Annotated in this window: 10 protein-coding genes; 2 read left to right on the top strand and 8 right to left on the bottom strand. The window is 70.9% G+C overall.

Going from position 1 to position 12,872, the window contains the following annotated elements; all coding sequences use genetic code 11:
* Positions 1–58: 58 nt before the first annotated feature.
* Positions 59–1,330, bottom strand: a complete 1,272-nt coding sequence (locus DI269_RS23345) for an ABC transporter substrate-binding protein (protein ID WP_198667678.1) — start codon at positions 1,328–1,330, stop codon at positions 59–61.
* A gap of 269 nt (positions 1,331–1,599) precedes the next feature.
* On the opposite strand from DI269_RS23345, the gene DI269_RS23340 reads away from it, so the two are divergent.
* Entirely contained in the window at positions 1,600–2,775 is a 1,176-nt protein-coding gene (locus DI269_RS23340; RefSeq protein ID WP_198667677.1) for a damage-control phosphatase ARMT1 family protein, read from the top strand.
* Here the strand turns inward: DI269_RS23340 and DI269_RS23335 are convergent, their stop codons facing one another.
* From DI269_RS23335 to DI269_RS23315, 5 genes are all read right to left on the bottom strand, one after another.
* Positions 2,776–3,642, bottom strand: a complete 867-nt coding sequence (locus DI269_RS23335; RefSeq protein ID WP_112140425.1) for a carbohydrate ABC transporter permease — start codon at positions 3,640–3,642, stop codon at positions 2,776–2,778.
* Positions 3,632–4,504, bottom strand: a complete 873-nt coding sequence (locus DI269_RS23330; RefSeq protein WP_408612327.1) for a carbohydrate ABC transporter permease — start codon at positions 4,502–4,504, stop codon at positions 3,632–3,634. Before DI269_RS23330 ends, DI269_RS23335 begins: the two co-directional genes overlap by 11 nt.
* 80 nt (positions 4,505–4,584) lie before the next feature.
* The gene (locus DI269_RS23325) at positions 4,585–5,844 is read right to left on the bottom strand and encodes an ABC transporter substrate-binding protein (protein ID WP_112140423.1); all 1,260 of its coding nucleotides are present in this window, start codon (positions 5,842–5,844) and stop codon (positions 4,585–4,587) included.
* A gap of 11 nt (positions 5,845–5,855) precedes the next feature.
* Positions 5,856–7,460 carry an FAD-dependent oxidoreductase gene (locus DI269_RS23320; RefSeq protein WP_112140421.1) on the bottom strand — a complete coding sequence of 535 codons (1,605 nt, stop codon included), beginning with the start codon at positions 7,458–7,460 and terminating at the stop codon, positions 5,856–5,858.
* A complete protein-coding gene (locus DI269_RS23315; protein ID WP_112140419.1) occupies positions 7,457–8,491 on the bottom strand; it encodes a LacI family DNA-binding transcriptional regulator in 1,035 nt (344 codons plus the stop codon). The genes DI269_RS23320 and DI269_RS23315 overlap by 4 nt, the downstream gene beginning before the upstream one ends.
* 214 nt (positions 8,492–8,705) lie before the next feature.
* On the opposite strand from DI269_RS23315, the gene DI269_RS23310 reads away from it, so the two are divergent.
* On the top strand, positions 8,706–11,009 hold the full coding sequence (locus DI269_RS23310; protein ID WP_112140417.1) for a hypothetical protein: 2,304 nt from the start codon (positions 8,706–8,708) through the stop codon (positions 11,007–11,009).
* Positions 11,010–11,058: 49 nt separating this feature from the next.
* Here DI269_RS23310 and DI269_RS23305 read toward each other — a convergent pair whose 3' ends face one another.
* Together DI269_RS23305 and DI269_RS23300 are read right to left on the bottom strand one after the other, a co-directional pair.
* Positions 11,059–11,910 carry an ABC transporter permease subunit gene (locus DI269_RS23305; RefSeq protein WP_198667675.1) on the bottom strand — a complete coding sequence of 284 codons (852 nt, stop codon included), beginning with the start codon at positions 11,908–11,910 and terminating at the stop codon, positions 11,059–11,061.
* The gene (locus DI269_RS23300; RefSeq protein ID WP_112140415.1) at positions 11,907–12,833 is read right to left on the bottom strand and encodes an ABC transporter ATP-binding protein; all 927 of its coding nucleotides are present in this window, start codon (positions 12,831–12,833) and stop codon (positions 11,907–11,909) included. The genes DI269_RS23305 and DI269_RS23300 overlap by 4 nt, the downstream gene beginning before the upstream one ends.
* Positions 12,834–12,872 lie beyond the last annotated feature (39 nt).

Here is a 12,872-nt window from a genome sequence, read left to right as displayed (position 1 = left end):
GCACTGCGCGCCGCGCCGGGGGCTTCGTCGATGGTCTTCGACATGCTCAAGGCCCTAATTAATCGGTGATGATCGATTCGAGCTGCGTCTGGATCTTGTCCAGCTCGGTCTGGGCGTCGCCGCCCTCGTTCCAGAAGGTGCCGAGGTTGTCGTTGAACGCCGCCTGCATCTCGTTCCACTGCGGGATGAACGGCGCGCGGAAGATGAAGCTGGAGGACTCGCCGAACGCGGCCATGTTCAGCGGCGTGGTCGCCCACGACGGGGCCAGGAACGCGTCGGACTGCTGCACTTCGAGGTTGGCCGGGACGTCCTGGGCCTTGTCGATGATGAGCTCCTGCGCGTCGGCGCCGGTGAGGAACTCGATGGCCTTGAACGCCTTCTTCGGGTCCTTGGCGTCGCGCGAGATGGCGAGCCCGGAGCCGAAGGCCGAGACGGCCTGGTCGGCGCCGCGCCACAGCGGCGCGATGTCCCAGTTGAAGTCCGCTTCGAGCAGCCCGCCGATGGCCCAGAAGCCGGTCGCGTTGATCGCGACCTTCTGCGCCGCGAAGGCGGGGTCGCCGCCCATGTCCGGGCCCATGTCCGCGTACTCGGCCGCGGTCGGCACGACGTGGTCCTTGTGCGCCAGGTCGTTGGCCCACTGGAGGGCCGCGACGACCTCGGGGGAGTTCGCGGTCGGCTGACCGGAGTCGTCGATGATCTGCCCGCCGTTCTGGTACGCGAACGACCACCACTGCGGCCACCAGCCGGCGCCGCCGTAGCCCCACTGGGTGCCCGGCACGGTCAGCTTCTCCATGGCGGCCTGGGCGTCCTCCTGGGTCCACTCGGCCGTCGGGTACTCGACGCCGGCGGCGTCGAAGAGGTCCTTGTTGTAGTAGACGATCATCGCGCCCGAGCGGTCCGGGATCGCGTAGACCTTGTCCTCGTAGGAGTACAGCGTGCCGACCGGGCCGAAGCGCTGCTCCAGGTCGAGGCCCGCGTCCTTGGCGTAGTCGTCGAGCGGCAGGATCTGGCTCTTCGAGGAGTACGTGTTGACGCCCTCGGCGACCTGCATGATGTCGGGGCCGTCGCCGCCGGCGATCATCGTCTGGACCTTCTGCTCGTACTGGTCCGCGGGGATCAGCTGGAGCTCGATCTTGATGTCGGGGTTCTCGGCCTCGAACAAGTCGATGCGCGCCTGGTAGGTCTCCTTGTCGAGGTCGCCGCCCCAGACGACCATCTTCAGGGGGCCGTTGCCGTCGTCGCCGGAGCCGCACGCCGCCAGGACGGGCGCCGCGACGCCAGCCGTGGCCGCGGCCTGGACCAAAGTGCGCCGGCGAATCTTGTTCTCCATGTCTCGGCCTCTCTCTGTCTTGCACCGACTACACCGTCGGCACGGGGTTGAGACGGGGGTAAATCTAACCCATAGATAAACGGTTGGATAGATCCCCCTCGATAACGATTCGAGCAACGGCGCCGCAGGTGGCGGACCTATGGACCGATACAAGTGTTATCGGTAAGATGCGGTGCGTCACAACCCAAGGGGGACACCGGACCCCAACGGCCCCACGAGCGCCCCGGCCGGGATGCGATCATTGCCGTCGACCGCGAGTGAACGGAGTGGTGACAGTGCACCTGCCCGACCTGCCCCCGCCCATCGGCATCGACCGTCCCGGCTCCTTCAGCCGCTCGGTCTTCCACGAGCGCCACCCCGTGCTCATCGCCAACCTCGTCGCCGACTTCCCCTACCCGCCGCACATCGCGGACGCCCTCGAAGCGCTCCTGGCCGAGTCCCTCGCCGGCACCGTCCCGCCCCGCACCCCCGGCGGCCCCGAGATCCACACCTGGCACCTCGAAGTCGAGGCCCACGCCGGGCGCACTTGGGACTCCCTGCCGTTCCTGTGGGCCGAGTCGTACTTCTACCGCCGCCTCCTCCGCGCCGTCGAGTACCACCACTACGACAGCCCCTGGTGCGGCGTCGACCCCTTCACCCCGCAGAAGCACGCCCAGCTCGCCGGCCCCGAACTGCGCGCCGACCTCGACGCCTACGCGTCATTGAAGGACGCCGACGCGGCCGACCGCCGCCGCGCCCTCCTCCTCGCCGCTCTCTGGGGCAACCAGGCCGACCTGGGCTTCCGCACCAACAACCCCGACGCCGACACCCGCAACGGCGACCTCCTCGCCGACGACTCCGAGGCCCTGTGGGCGCTGGCCGAGGCACCCGGGGACGCGCCGGTCATCGTGGTCGCAGACAACGCCGGACGCGAGATCACGGCCGACCTCGCCCTGGTCGACCACCTGCTGGAGAGCGCGAGCGGCCCGGTCGAGCTCCACCTCAAGCCGCACCCGTACTTCGTCTCCGACGCCACCGGCCTCGACGTCAACGCCACCTTGAACACGCTCGACGCGGACCCGCACCAGGAGGTCCGCGACCTGGCCCGGCGCCTGCGGGACGCGATCCGGCTCGGCTGGCTGCGCCTGCGCACCCACGGCGCGTACGTCCACCCCACCGAGTACCGCACGCTCCCCGCCGACCTCGCCGAGGAGTTCGCGGCCGCCAAACTCGTGATCCTCAAGGGGGATCTGAACTACCGCCGCCTCGTCGGCGACCGGCAGTGGGACCCGGCCACCCCGTTCGCGGAGGCGGCCGGGTACTTCCCGGGGCCGGTCGCGGCGCTGCGCACCGCCAAGTCCGACCTGGCCGTCGGCATCGAGCCCGCGCGCCTCGCGGAGCTCGACGCCGACGCGCCCGACTGGAAGCTGACCGGCACTCGCGCGGTCATCCAGGTGAAGCCCTGATCAGCCCTTGAGGCCGGAGTGGGCGAGGCTCTCGACGAACTGGCGCTGGGCGATCAGGAAGACCACCAGGACCGGGACGACGGTCATCGTGGCCGCCGCGAGCTGGGTGTTCCACATCTCGCCGCCGTAGGCGTCGGTGAACCTGGTGAGCGCCTGCGGGAGTGTGAACAGCTCCGGCGACGTCAGGTACACCGTGGGCTCCAGGTACAGGTTCCACGAGGACAGGAACGTCAGGATCGCCACCGCCGACAGCGCGGGCTTGGCCAGCGGCAGGCAGATGCGCCGCCAGATCCCGAAGCGGCCCAGGCCGTCCAGGCGCGCGGCCTCCTCCAGCTCGACCGGGAGCGCGATGAAGAACTGCCGCATGATGAACGTGGCGAGCACGCACGGCGCGGCGAACGCCGTCACCAGGATCAGCGGCCAGTGGGTGTTGACCATCCCGGCCTGCTTGAACATCTGGAACAGCGGCACGATCGTCACCTCGCTGGGCACCAGCAGCCCGACGAGCACGACCACGAACAGCAGGTTCCGTCCGGGGAAGCGGATGCGCGCGAACGCGTACCCGGCCAGGCTGGAGACGAGCATCGTGATCGCGGTGACCACGAGTGCGATGTAGACGCTGTTGAGGTACTGCCTCGCGAACGGCTGGAACGTGAACGCCTCCGAGTACGCCGCGAGCGTCGGGTTCTCGCTGAAGAACGACGGCGGCGACGCGAAGATCTCGCTCAGCGGCTTGAACGACGAGGTGATCATCCACAGTGTCGGGATCACGAACGGCGCGGCCAGCAGGATCAGCGCGGCGTAGAGGGCGACACGCCGGGCGATGGGCCCGAACCGGTTCGGAGCGGCGACGGTCTCAGTCCTCATAGAACACCCACTTCCTGCGCAGCTGCCACTGGATCACCGTCAGCACCATCACGAACGTGAGGAGCATGAGCGCGAGCGTCGAGCCGTATCCGATGTCGTTGAAGCTGAACGCCTGCTGGAACACGTAGTAGACGAGCACCGTCGTCGACAGGCCCGGCCCGCCCTCGGTGAGGACGGCGATCTGCGCGAACGACTGGAGCGCGCCGACGATCGTGATGATCGCCGTCAGCAGCAGGGTCGGCGAGATGAGCGGCAGCGTGACCCGGAAGAAGATCGTGCGGCTCCCCGCCCCGTCGAGGCGCGCGGCCTCGTACAGCTCGCCCGGGACCCCTTGCAGCGCGGCGAGGAACAGCACCATGTTGATCCCGACGCTGCGCACCACCTGCGTGAACGTCACGGCGATCATCGCGGTGGGCCCGGACTGGAGCCAGTTGGGGCCGTCGACCCCGACCGCCGCGAGCGCGCCGTTGAGGCCGCCGTTGTCCTGGAGCAGGAAGCCCCACACCAGGGTCCACGCGACCACCGACACCACGACCGGCGAGAAGAACAGGGTCCGGAACAGGACCGAGCCGCGGAAGCGCCGGTTGAGCATGACCGCCAGGGCGAGTCCCAGGACCAGGTTGAGGACGACGACGCCGCCGGAGAACACCGCGGTCGCGCCGAGGACGCTCGGCAGCTGCGGGTCCTCAAGGGCCGCCTGGTAGTTCCCGGCGCCGACGAAGGCCATGTCGCCGGTGAAGATGTTCCACTCGTTGAGGCTGTACCAGACTGCGAGCCCGACGGGGAACACGACGAAGACGAGCACGCCGAGCAGCTGCGGCGCGATGAACAGGTAGCCGGTGGCCGCGTCCGCGCGGCCCATGGTCCACCATCTCCGCTGCGGCGCCCGGCCGCGGGAGGCCGTCCCGGCCTCCCGCGGCTTGGTTCGGGTGTCGGTCACCGCTACTCCGCCAGCAGCGGGTCGATGGCGTCGCAGACCGTGCCGAGCACGGCCGCGACGTCGGCGTCCTCGGTCCACATCGCGTCCAGCGCGGTCTTCGCCTTCTGGGCGATCTCGGCCGGGTTCGTGTGGTTGGGCAGCGTCACGGCGCCGGCGACCTGGTCCACCACGACGGTCTGGAGCTGCTCGGCGGTGAACTTGGTGTTGTTGGCCGCCAGGGCCTCCCCGGTCAGGAGCGACTGGCGCGGCGGCGGGAAGTACTGGGCGAGCTTCGCCGCGTTCTCGGGGTTGGTGAGGTACGCGAGGAACCCGGTGGCCGCCTCGACGTGGGCGCTGGACTGGAGCACGCCCATGCCGGCCTGGCCGATCACCGAGTACTCGCCGACCGGTCCGGCCGGGAGCGGCTGGATGTCGTACGCGAAGGACCCGTCGAGGTTCCCGGCGCGCGAGACCTGGGCGACGGCGAAGGCCGCGTCCCCGGCGAAGAAGTCCGCGGTCGTGCCCGGTCCGGGCATCGACTTGTCCGTGTAGATCGCCTGGTGCAGGAACGTGAACGCCTCGGCCATCTCGGGGGAGTCGAAGCCGCACTCGGTGCCGTCCTCGTTCCACGCGGAGGCCCCGAACGCGGTCCAGACCGTCGCGAGCGTGTTCCACGAGGAGTAGTTGAAGTCGTTGACGACGAAGCCGCCCTTGCCGGTCGCGGCGTTCACGGCCGAGCCGAGCGCCGAGACCTGGTCCCAGGTCAGGCCCGCCGGGTCGAGGGTCTGCCCGGCCTCGCCGAGGAGGTCGGTGTTGACGTAGAGGGCGAAGGGGGAGTTGGAGAACGGGTACGCGTACAGCTCGCCGTCCCGGCTGAACTCGCCGGTCACGCTCGGCAGCAGGTCCTCGTAACCCCAGCCTTCGGTGCCCTCCAGCGTCTCCGTGAGGGGCACGAGCGCGCCGGAGTCGATGAGGTCGGCGGAGAGGTCGCCCATCCACGCCAGGTCGGGGGCGTTGCCGCCGGCGATCTGGGTGGTGAGGGTGGTGTTGTACTCCTCGAACGGCAGGCTCTCGAACGTGATCGACTTGATCTCCGCATGGTCGGCGATGTAGGCGTCGGCGATGGAGTCGAACAGGGCGAGGTGGTCCTCGTTGGAGGTCCACACGGTCATCCGCAGTTCGACGTCCTCGTCGGAGGCCGCCGTGGCGCCGCCGCAGCCGGCCGCTGTCGCGAGGGTTCCCAGCGCGAGGGCGCTGACCAGCTTCTTTGCTGTCGTGGGCATGATCTGTTCCTTTAATATCCGATGATCTCGGGCCAATGGATCTCGACGCCGGCCCCGGTGAGGACGGCCTGGAACCGGCGGACCAGCTCGGGTTTCGAGCAGACCTCCGCGGGGGTCAGCGAGCGGTCGAGGCAGAACGCCGCGAGCTCGCCGGCGGATTCGCCGATGTTCCATTCGACGGGGTGCAGCCGGTACGCCCCGTTGGTGATGTGCGTGGTGCCGATGTTCTTCGCGGCCGGCAGGAGGTTGACCGTGGCGACCGGGACGAGCGCGCCGAGCGGGATCTCGAACGGCGCGCACTCGACGTCGATGTAGTTGTCGCCGCCGGTGGAGGGGTGCAGGTCGATGCGGTACATGCCGACCCCCACGGAGTCCTCGAACACGGCCGGTCCGCCGTGCCCGCGGACGGCGACCGCGACGTCCTGCTCCACGACCGTGCGCATCGCGCGGATGCGCCGGGACTCGCGGATGTAGGGCGCCTGCGCGAAGCCGTCGCCGGTGCCGGTGACGTCGCCGCGCAGGCGCAGCCCGGGCCACCCGGTACCCCCGTCGGGCCGGGGCGCCTCGGTCTGGAGCCAGTACACGAAGGACCGCGACTGCGCCTTGGCCGCTCGCAGGTGCGCGTCGCGGTCGGGCGTGTCGATGATGGAGCCGCCGAGGTAGTCCAGCTGAGGCCAGTTCGCCAGCACGATGTCGCTGTCGAGGCTGCCGGGCGTGAACGTCTCGCGGGCGGCGATGCGGCGGAAGACCCACAGGTCCAGGTCGCCGGGGTCCTCGCCGTGCGCCTCGTCGCCGCTCACCGTGGCGTACGGCGGGTTGACGTTGAACGTGCGCGTCTCGGGTTCGAGGGTGCGCGGGCTCGGGGCGGTGAACGACAGCATCGCGTCGCCCCAGAAGTCGGGGGCCAGGGCCCGCCAGCGGTCGTAGTCCGCGGGCCGCTCGATGGTGTGGTCGCCCTCGACGTGGTCGAACACGAAGCACCAGGCGATCGACTGGACGTTGCCGGGGTCGCCGTGCTCGGGGGCGCTGGGCTCCCCGGTCTCGGCGCGGCCCTCGGCCCCGGTCACATAGGCGGTCCCGGTGAGCGGCAGCAGGTCCCCGGTCTCGGTCGCGTCCAGGACGAACGCGGCCTCGACTACCGTGGTCTCGCCGGTCCCGGTGTGGCGCAGCGTGACCGAGCGGACCGTGCCGTCCACGGTCTCGGCCGCGACGGGCACGTGCGGCTGGAGGACGGTGAGCCGCCCGCTCGACAGGTGCGGGGCGAGCATCTTGGTGATGACCGCCAGGGCCACTCGCGGCTCGTGGCAGAGGCGGCTGACGCGCCCGCGCCCGGGGTTGAGCCGCGGGTCGCGGCGGGCCTCGTCGGTGAGCGGGTAGGCGTCCCGGTAGTACTGGCGGATGCCTTCGCGCAGCGCCCGGTAGGTGGCGGTGATCCCGAACTGCTCGACCCAGACGTGCTCGTCCGGCGGCACCGCCTGGCTGGTGAGCTGGCCGCCGAGCCACGGGTACTCCTCGCTGAGGACGACCCGGCGCCCGCGCCGCAGGGCCGCGAGGGCGGCGGCGACGCCGCCGAGCCCGCCGCCGACGACCGCGATGTCGGCCTTGACCACCGTCATCGGGCACCGCCGCGCGCGGTGAGGGTCTCGCCGAACGCGACCTCGCCCTGGAGCAGGCGCTGGATCTCGATGCCGCCGCGCTCGTCGGGCGCAGTGGAGATGAGCTGCTGGAGGAGCGCGAGCGCCTCGGCCGCGATCTGCTGGCGCGGGGTGTGGAAGCCCGTCAGGTTCCGCCCGCCGATGCGGTGGCCGCGCACTTCGGCCAGGGCCGCGAGCGACACCGCGTCCGCTCCGGCGTCGCCCAGGACGAGGGCGGCGTCCTCGACGAGGAACGCGTCCTCGGCGAACACGGCCGTCGCCCCGGTCTCGCCGATGAGCCGCGGCAGTCCGGCCAGGTCGTCGCCGACGACGGCGAGCGTCACCGCGGGGGAGTGCCCGGCCCGCTCGATCGCCGCGAGGCGGTCCCTCGCGGTGGGGCTGTTGCGGTTGCGGTGGATGTACAGGACCCGCTCGTGCCCGAGCTCGGCGGCGCGGCCGAGCAGGGTCTCGGTCAACGCGCCGTAGTCGATCCCGACGTACGGCACGGGCGCCTCGGTCTCGTCGCGGCGGCCGACGGCCACGAACGGGAAGTCCTCGGCGACGAGCCGTTCGAGGTCCTCGCCGTCCATCTGCTGGCCGAGCAGGACGCAGCCGTCGGCCAGGCGCAGCCGCGTGTTGCGGTGGAACAGGCGCCGGCGGCCCTCCTCGACCGGGGAGCTGGTGAAGAACAGCAGGTCGCAGCCCAGCGACTCGGCGGCGCGCTCGATCCCGTTGAGCAGCGGGCCGTAGAAGTCCATGCTCTCGGGGGTCAGGGCCGACTCGTAGGTGAAGACGCCGAGGATCTTGTTGTCGAGCCCGGCGAGGCGGCGCGCGGCGGGGTCGGCGACGTACGTGGACTGCTCGATCGCGCGGCGGACGCGCTCGCGGGTGGCGTCGGGGATGCGGATGTTCGAGCCGTCCCGGTCGTTGAGCACCATCGAGACGGTCGTCTGGCTGACTCCGGCGATGCGCGCGATCTCGCGCTGTGTCACCTTGCCGGGTTTCGCGGTCATTGGTGGTTCCCATCCGATTCGATAATGCGCATTAGCAGCGGTCCTCGGAACGATAATACGTAAAATCAGATCCCGCAAGACCCTTGACACGGCTTCCTCGCGCCCGGCACGATGTTCGGCGAGCCGCTGATAATGCGAATTATCAATACGGCGATCTCCAAGACGGCCCCGGCGCCCCCGCCGCGGGCCGCGCGAACCGCATGGGAGACGGACGATGACGTCTGAACGCACACACGAGCTGACCCGGCGCGGCCTCCTCGGCGCCACCTTCGCCGCGGGCGTCATGCTCGCCGCCGAAGCCAGTCCCGTCGAGGCCTGGGCCGCCGCCGGCGACGTGACCATCTCGGCGAGCGGGGTGAGCGTCCTCGCGAGCGTCGGCGGCCGCGTCGCCATCCGCGACGGCCAGGGCACGACCCGCTCGGCCGGCTCGAAGTTCCAGATCAAGGACACCGCCGCGGGCATCCAGCTCTCCACCGGCGGCACCCCCACCCTCACGACCCTCGCCGACGGCACGCCCGCGATCCGGATGGACTACACGATGCCCTTGAGCACCGTCGCGGTGTACGGGCTCTTCACCGTCTCCACCAACCGCGTCCACCTCGAATGGCACGTCACCGGGCCCGCTACGCTCGTCCCCGACGGGTTCCTGTTCAGCCGCGCGATCCAGAGCCCCACCGAGGCCGACGCGTACGTCCCCGTCACCGAATGGGTCCGCGACTCCGGCGGCGGCATCCCCTACGAGGACACCGTCGGCATCGCCCACACCTCGACCTGGGGTTCCCTCCACGGCATGTTCCTCCTCGCCGACTCCCGCCAGGCCTGGACCAACGCCACCTGGATCCACGCCCCCGGCGTCCCCCAGACCGACGGCTCGATCGTCAGCCAGGCCGACTTCTTCTTCACCACGCAGCGGCCCAAGGCCGCGGCCTCCATCGGCACCGCCGAGGACCTGGGCATCGAGGTCTGGACCGACCAGCCGTTCAACCTCTGGGGCGCCGCGGGGGCGACCGCCAGCGTCCACGTGCAGGTCGCCAACGGCTCCCAGACCACCCGCGCCGTCGACCTCGACTGGTGGGTCAAGGACTTCAACGGAACCCAGCTCACCAGCGGGAACATCATCGGCAGCGTCCCGGCCGCGGGCACCTGGAACCACACGTTCACCGTCGCCGCCCCCGCCGCGGGCATCGCGACCGCCGAGGTCATCGCCTCCTACGGCGGCCAGGAGGCGTTCGCGCGCACCAACATCGGCGTCCTCGCACCGCACGCGTACCAGTCCGGGTCCGACAGCATGTTCGGCATGGCGAACTACCCGTGGCTCCAGGTGCCCTCGGCCGACGCGCTCCTGGACCTGTGGCAGCTCGCGGGCGTCAACCGCGTCCGCATCGCCTACGACGGCGGCCCCGGCCTCCCGCCCGCCGCCTTCGACGCCCGCGGCATGGCCCACAACATCGAACTCCAGCCCGACCTCACCGTCTCCGACGAGGCGGCCGAGACGTGGGCCCAGGTCAACACCGACATCGCGATCAGCGCCGGGGCCGAGTGCTTCGAGGTCGGCAACGAGCTCAACCGGCCCTTCAACGAGGGGACCGCCGCCCAGGCGTACATCGACAAGGCCCTGCGGCCCGTCCGCGAGTACCTCGACACCACCGGCGCCGACCTGAAAATCCTCAACAACGGCCTCGCGGGCATGGACGAGCCGTGGGTCGTGAACTTCATCGCGGGCGGCGGCTGGGACCTCATCGACGGCTTCGCCTACCACCCCGGCCGCGGCAACTTCACGCCCGACTACGTCCCCGACGGCGGCGACTGGGACGCGGGCGCGACCGGCACCTACTGGAACTTCCTCGGCGGCCTGCGGAAGCTCCAGGCGCTCATGGCCGTCCACGGCGAGAAGGAGATCTGGCTGACCGAGGCCTACGCCTGCACCCGCCCCAACGGCTGGTGGAACGACACCTACCGGTCCGCCGCCGAGAACGTCTTCCTCACCCTCGCCCTCGCGAAGGCCGAGGGCATCCGCAACGTGTGCTGGTACCAGTTCCACGACAGCGTCCTCGGCAAGCCCCAGGTCGCCGACCCCGACAACGTCGAATACCACTTCGGACTCGTCAACCGCGACACCAGCCCCAAGCCCTCGCTCCTCGCCTACGCCACCGCCGCACGCGAACTCGACCAGGCCGTCCCGCTCGGGTGGCTCGCCTTCCCGAACCCGCAGACCAAGGGCCTCCTGTTCGACACGCCCGCAGGCCAAGCGGCCGTCCTGTGGAACCGCGCCGACGGCTACCTCCTCAACGCCGACCACGACCCGTCCGGCCGGTACTTCCCGGCCCCCGAACCGTGGGTCGACCACTGGCCCACCAAGACCTCGCTGTGCGTCGACGCCGCCGGGGCCGCGGTCACGCAGGTCGACTGCATCGGCCAGCGCCGCACGATCCAGGCCGCGAACGGCTGCGCCACGGTCGTCCTCGACGGCGCCCCGCGCCTGTTCATCGGCACCGACCTCGCCGACCGCCTCGCCTGACACGCGAAAGCCGCCCCGGGGGAGCACCCCGGGGCGGCCTCGGCCGTCCTCAGACGTCGGTCTTCTTGAGGCGGAACGCGGCCGCCGCGAGCGTGAGCGCCACCCACCCGGCGAACACCGCGATGCCGGCACCGGGGGAGAGGCGGTCTGAGGTCTCGGTCAGCGCATACGCCGCGCCGCCGGCGTTCGACGGGAAGTACGGGTTCAGCGTGTCGTACCAGGAGTCCGGCAGCAGCATCGCCAGTCCCGGCAGGATCAGCAGGATGCTCACCAGCGCGGCGATCCCGCCCGCCGGGGACCGCAGCAGCGCCCCCAAAGCCACCCCGAACACCGCGACCAGCGCCAGGTACAGCGCCGCCCCCAGCAGCGCCCGCAGCACGCCGTCATCTTTGAGCGACAAGGCGATCGCCTCCCCGTCGAGCCCGACCGACCCGATCAGGAACGCCGCGAACGCGCCGACCGCGGCCACGACGAACACCGCGGCTCCCGCGAGGATCGCCTTGGCCCACAGGACCGGCAGCCGCTTCGGGACCGCGGCCAGCGTCGAGCGGATCGTCCCCGTCGAGTACTCGCCCGCGGTCGACAGGACCCCGAACACCCCGACCACCAGCGACGCGAACGACAGTCCCATGAGCGCCAGGCTCACCGCGTCGAGCGGGCGCCCGGCGATCCCGGGCGGGCCGTCGGTGACCGCGGCCCCGCCGCCGTCGTAGGTGAACGCGCCGATCGACCCGAACAGGCCCAGCAGCACCAGGCCCAGCGACAGGCAGATCCACGTGGACCGGATGGTCCGGAACTTCGTCGTCTCCGAGAGCAGGACCCGCCCGAAGCGCACCGGCTTCACCGCGGTCCGCCCGCTCGCCGCGCCCTCCTGAGGGCGTTCGATCGCAATCGCGCTCATCGCGCGCTCCTTCCGTCCGCCGGGGCACTGCGGTACTCCAGCTCGTCAGTGGTCAAGTCCATGAACGCCGCTTCGAGGGAGGCCCCGAGCGGCGTCAGCTCGTGCAGCGCCACCCCGTGGCGCAGCGCCACCCGGCCGATCTCCCTCGCCCCGAGGCCCGTCACCAGCAGTTCGGTGTCGGTCGAGCCCGACACGGTCACGTCGGGCCCGGCGAGGAGCTCCCGCAGCCTGGCGGCCTCGTCGGCGGCCACCCGGACCGCGCCCGTCCCCGTCTCGCGTACGAACGCCTCCACCGTCGTGTCCGCGAGCAGCCGCCCGCGCCCGATGATGACCAGGTGGTCGGCGATCTGCGCGGTCTCGGACATCAGGTGCGAGGACAACAGCACGGCCCGGCCCTCGGCGGCGAGCTGCGCCAGGAGGTTGCGGATCCACAGCACCCCTTCGGGATCGAGCCCGTTCACCGGCTCGTCGAGCATCACCACCTCGGGGTCCCCGAGGAGCGCGGCGGCGATGCCGAGGCGCTGGCCCATGCCGAGCGAGAACGCCCCGACCCGCTTGTTCGCCACACTGTGGAGCCCGGCGAGGTCGATGACCTCGTCGACCCGCTTGCGGCTGATCCCGTGGGTCTGCGCGAGCGCGGTCAGGTGCCCCACGGCCGAGCGCCCGGGGTGCACGGACTTGGCCTCCAGCAGCGCGCCGATCTCGTGCATGGGTGCGGCGTGCCGGTCGTAGGCCTTCCCGTTGACCGTGACCGACCCGGCCGTGGGCGCGTCCAGGCCCAGGACCATCCGCATGGTGGTGGACTTCCCGGCCCCGTTCGGTCCGAGGAACCCGGTCACCTCGCCGGGTTTCACGGTGAAGCTCAGGCGGTCGACCACGGTCTTGTCCCCGTAGCGTTTCGTCAGTTCGCGCGCTTCGATCATCGCGGTTCCCCCGTCTCCTCCGGGCCGCGACGGCATCGC

Source organism: Glycomyces dulcitolivorans, assembly GCF_003265355.1.
Classification (GTDB): Bacteria; Actinomycetota; Actinomycetes; order Mycobacteriales; family Micromonosporaceae; genus Glycomyces; species Glycomyces dulcitolivorans.
The sequence above is the reverse complement of the archived record's forward strand: the minus strand, read 5'-3'. Positions and strand labels throughout refer to the sequence as shown.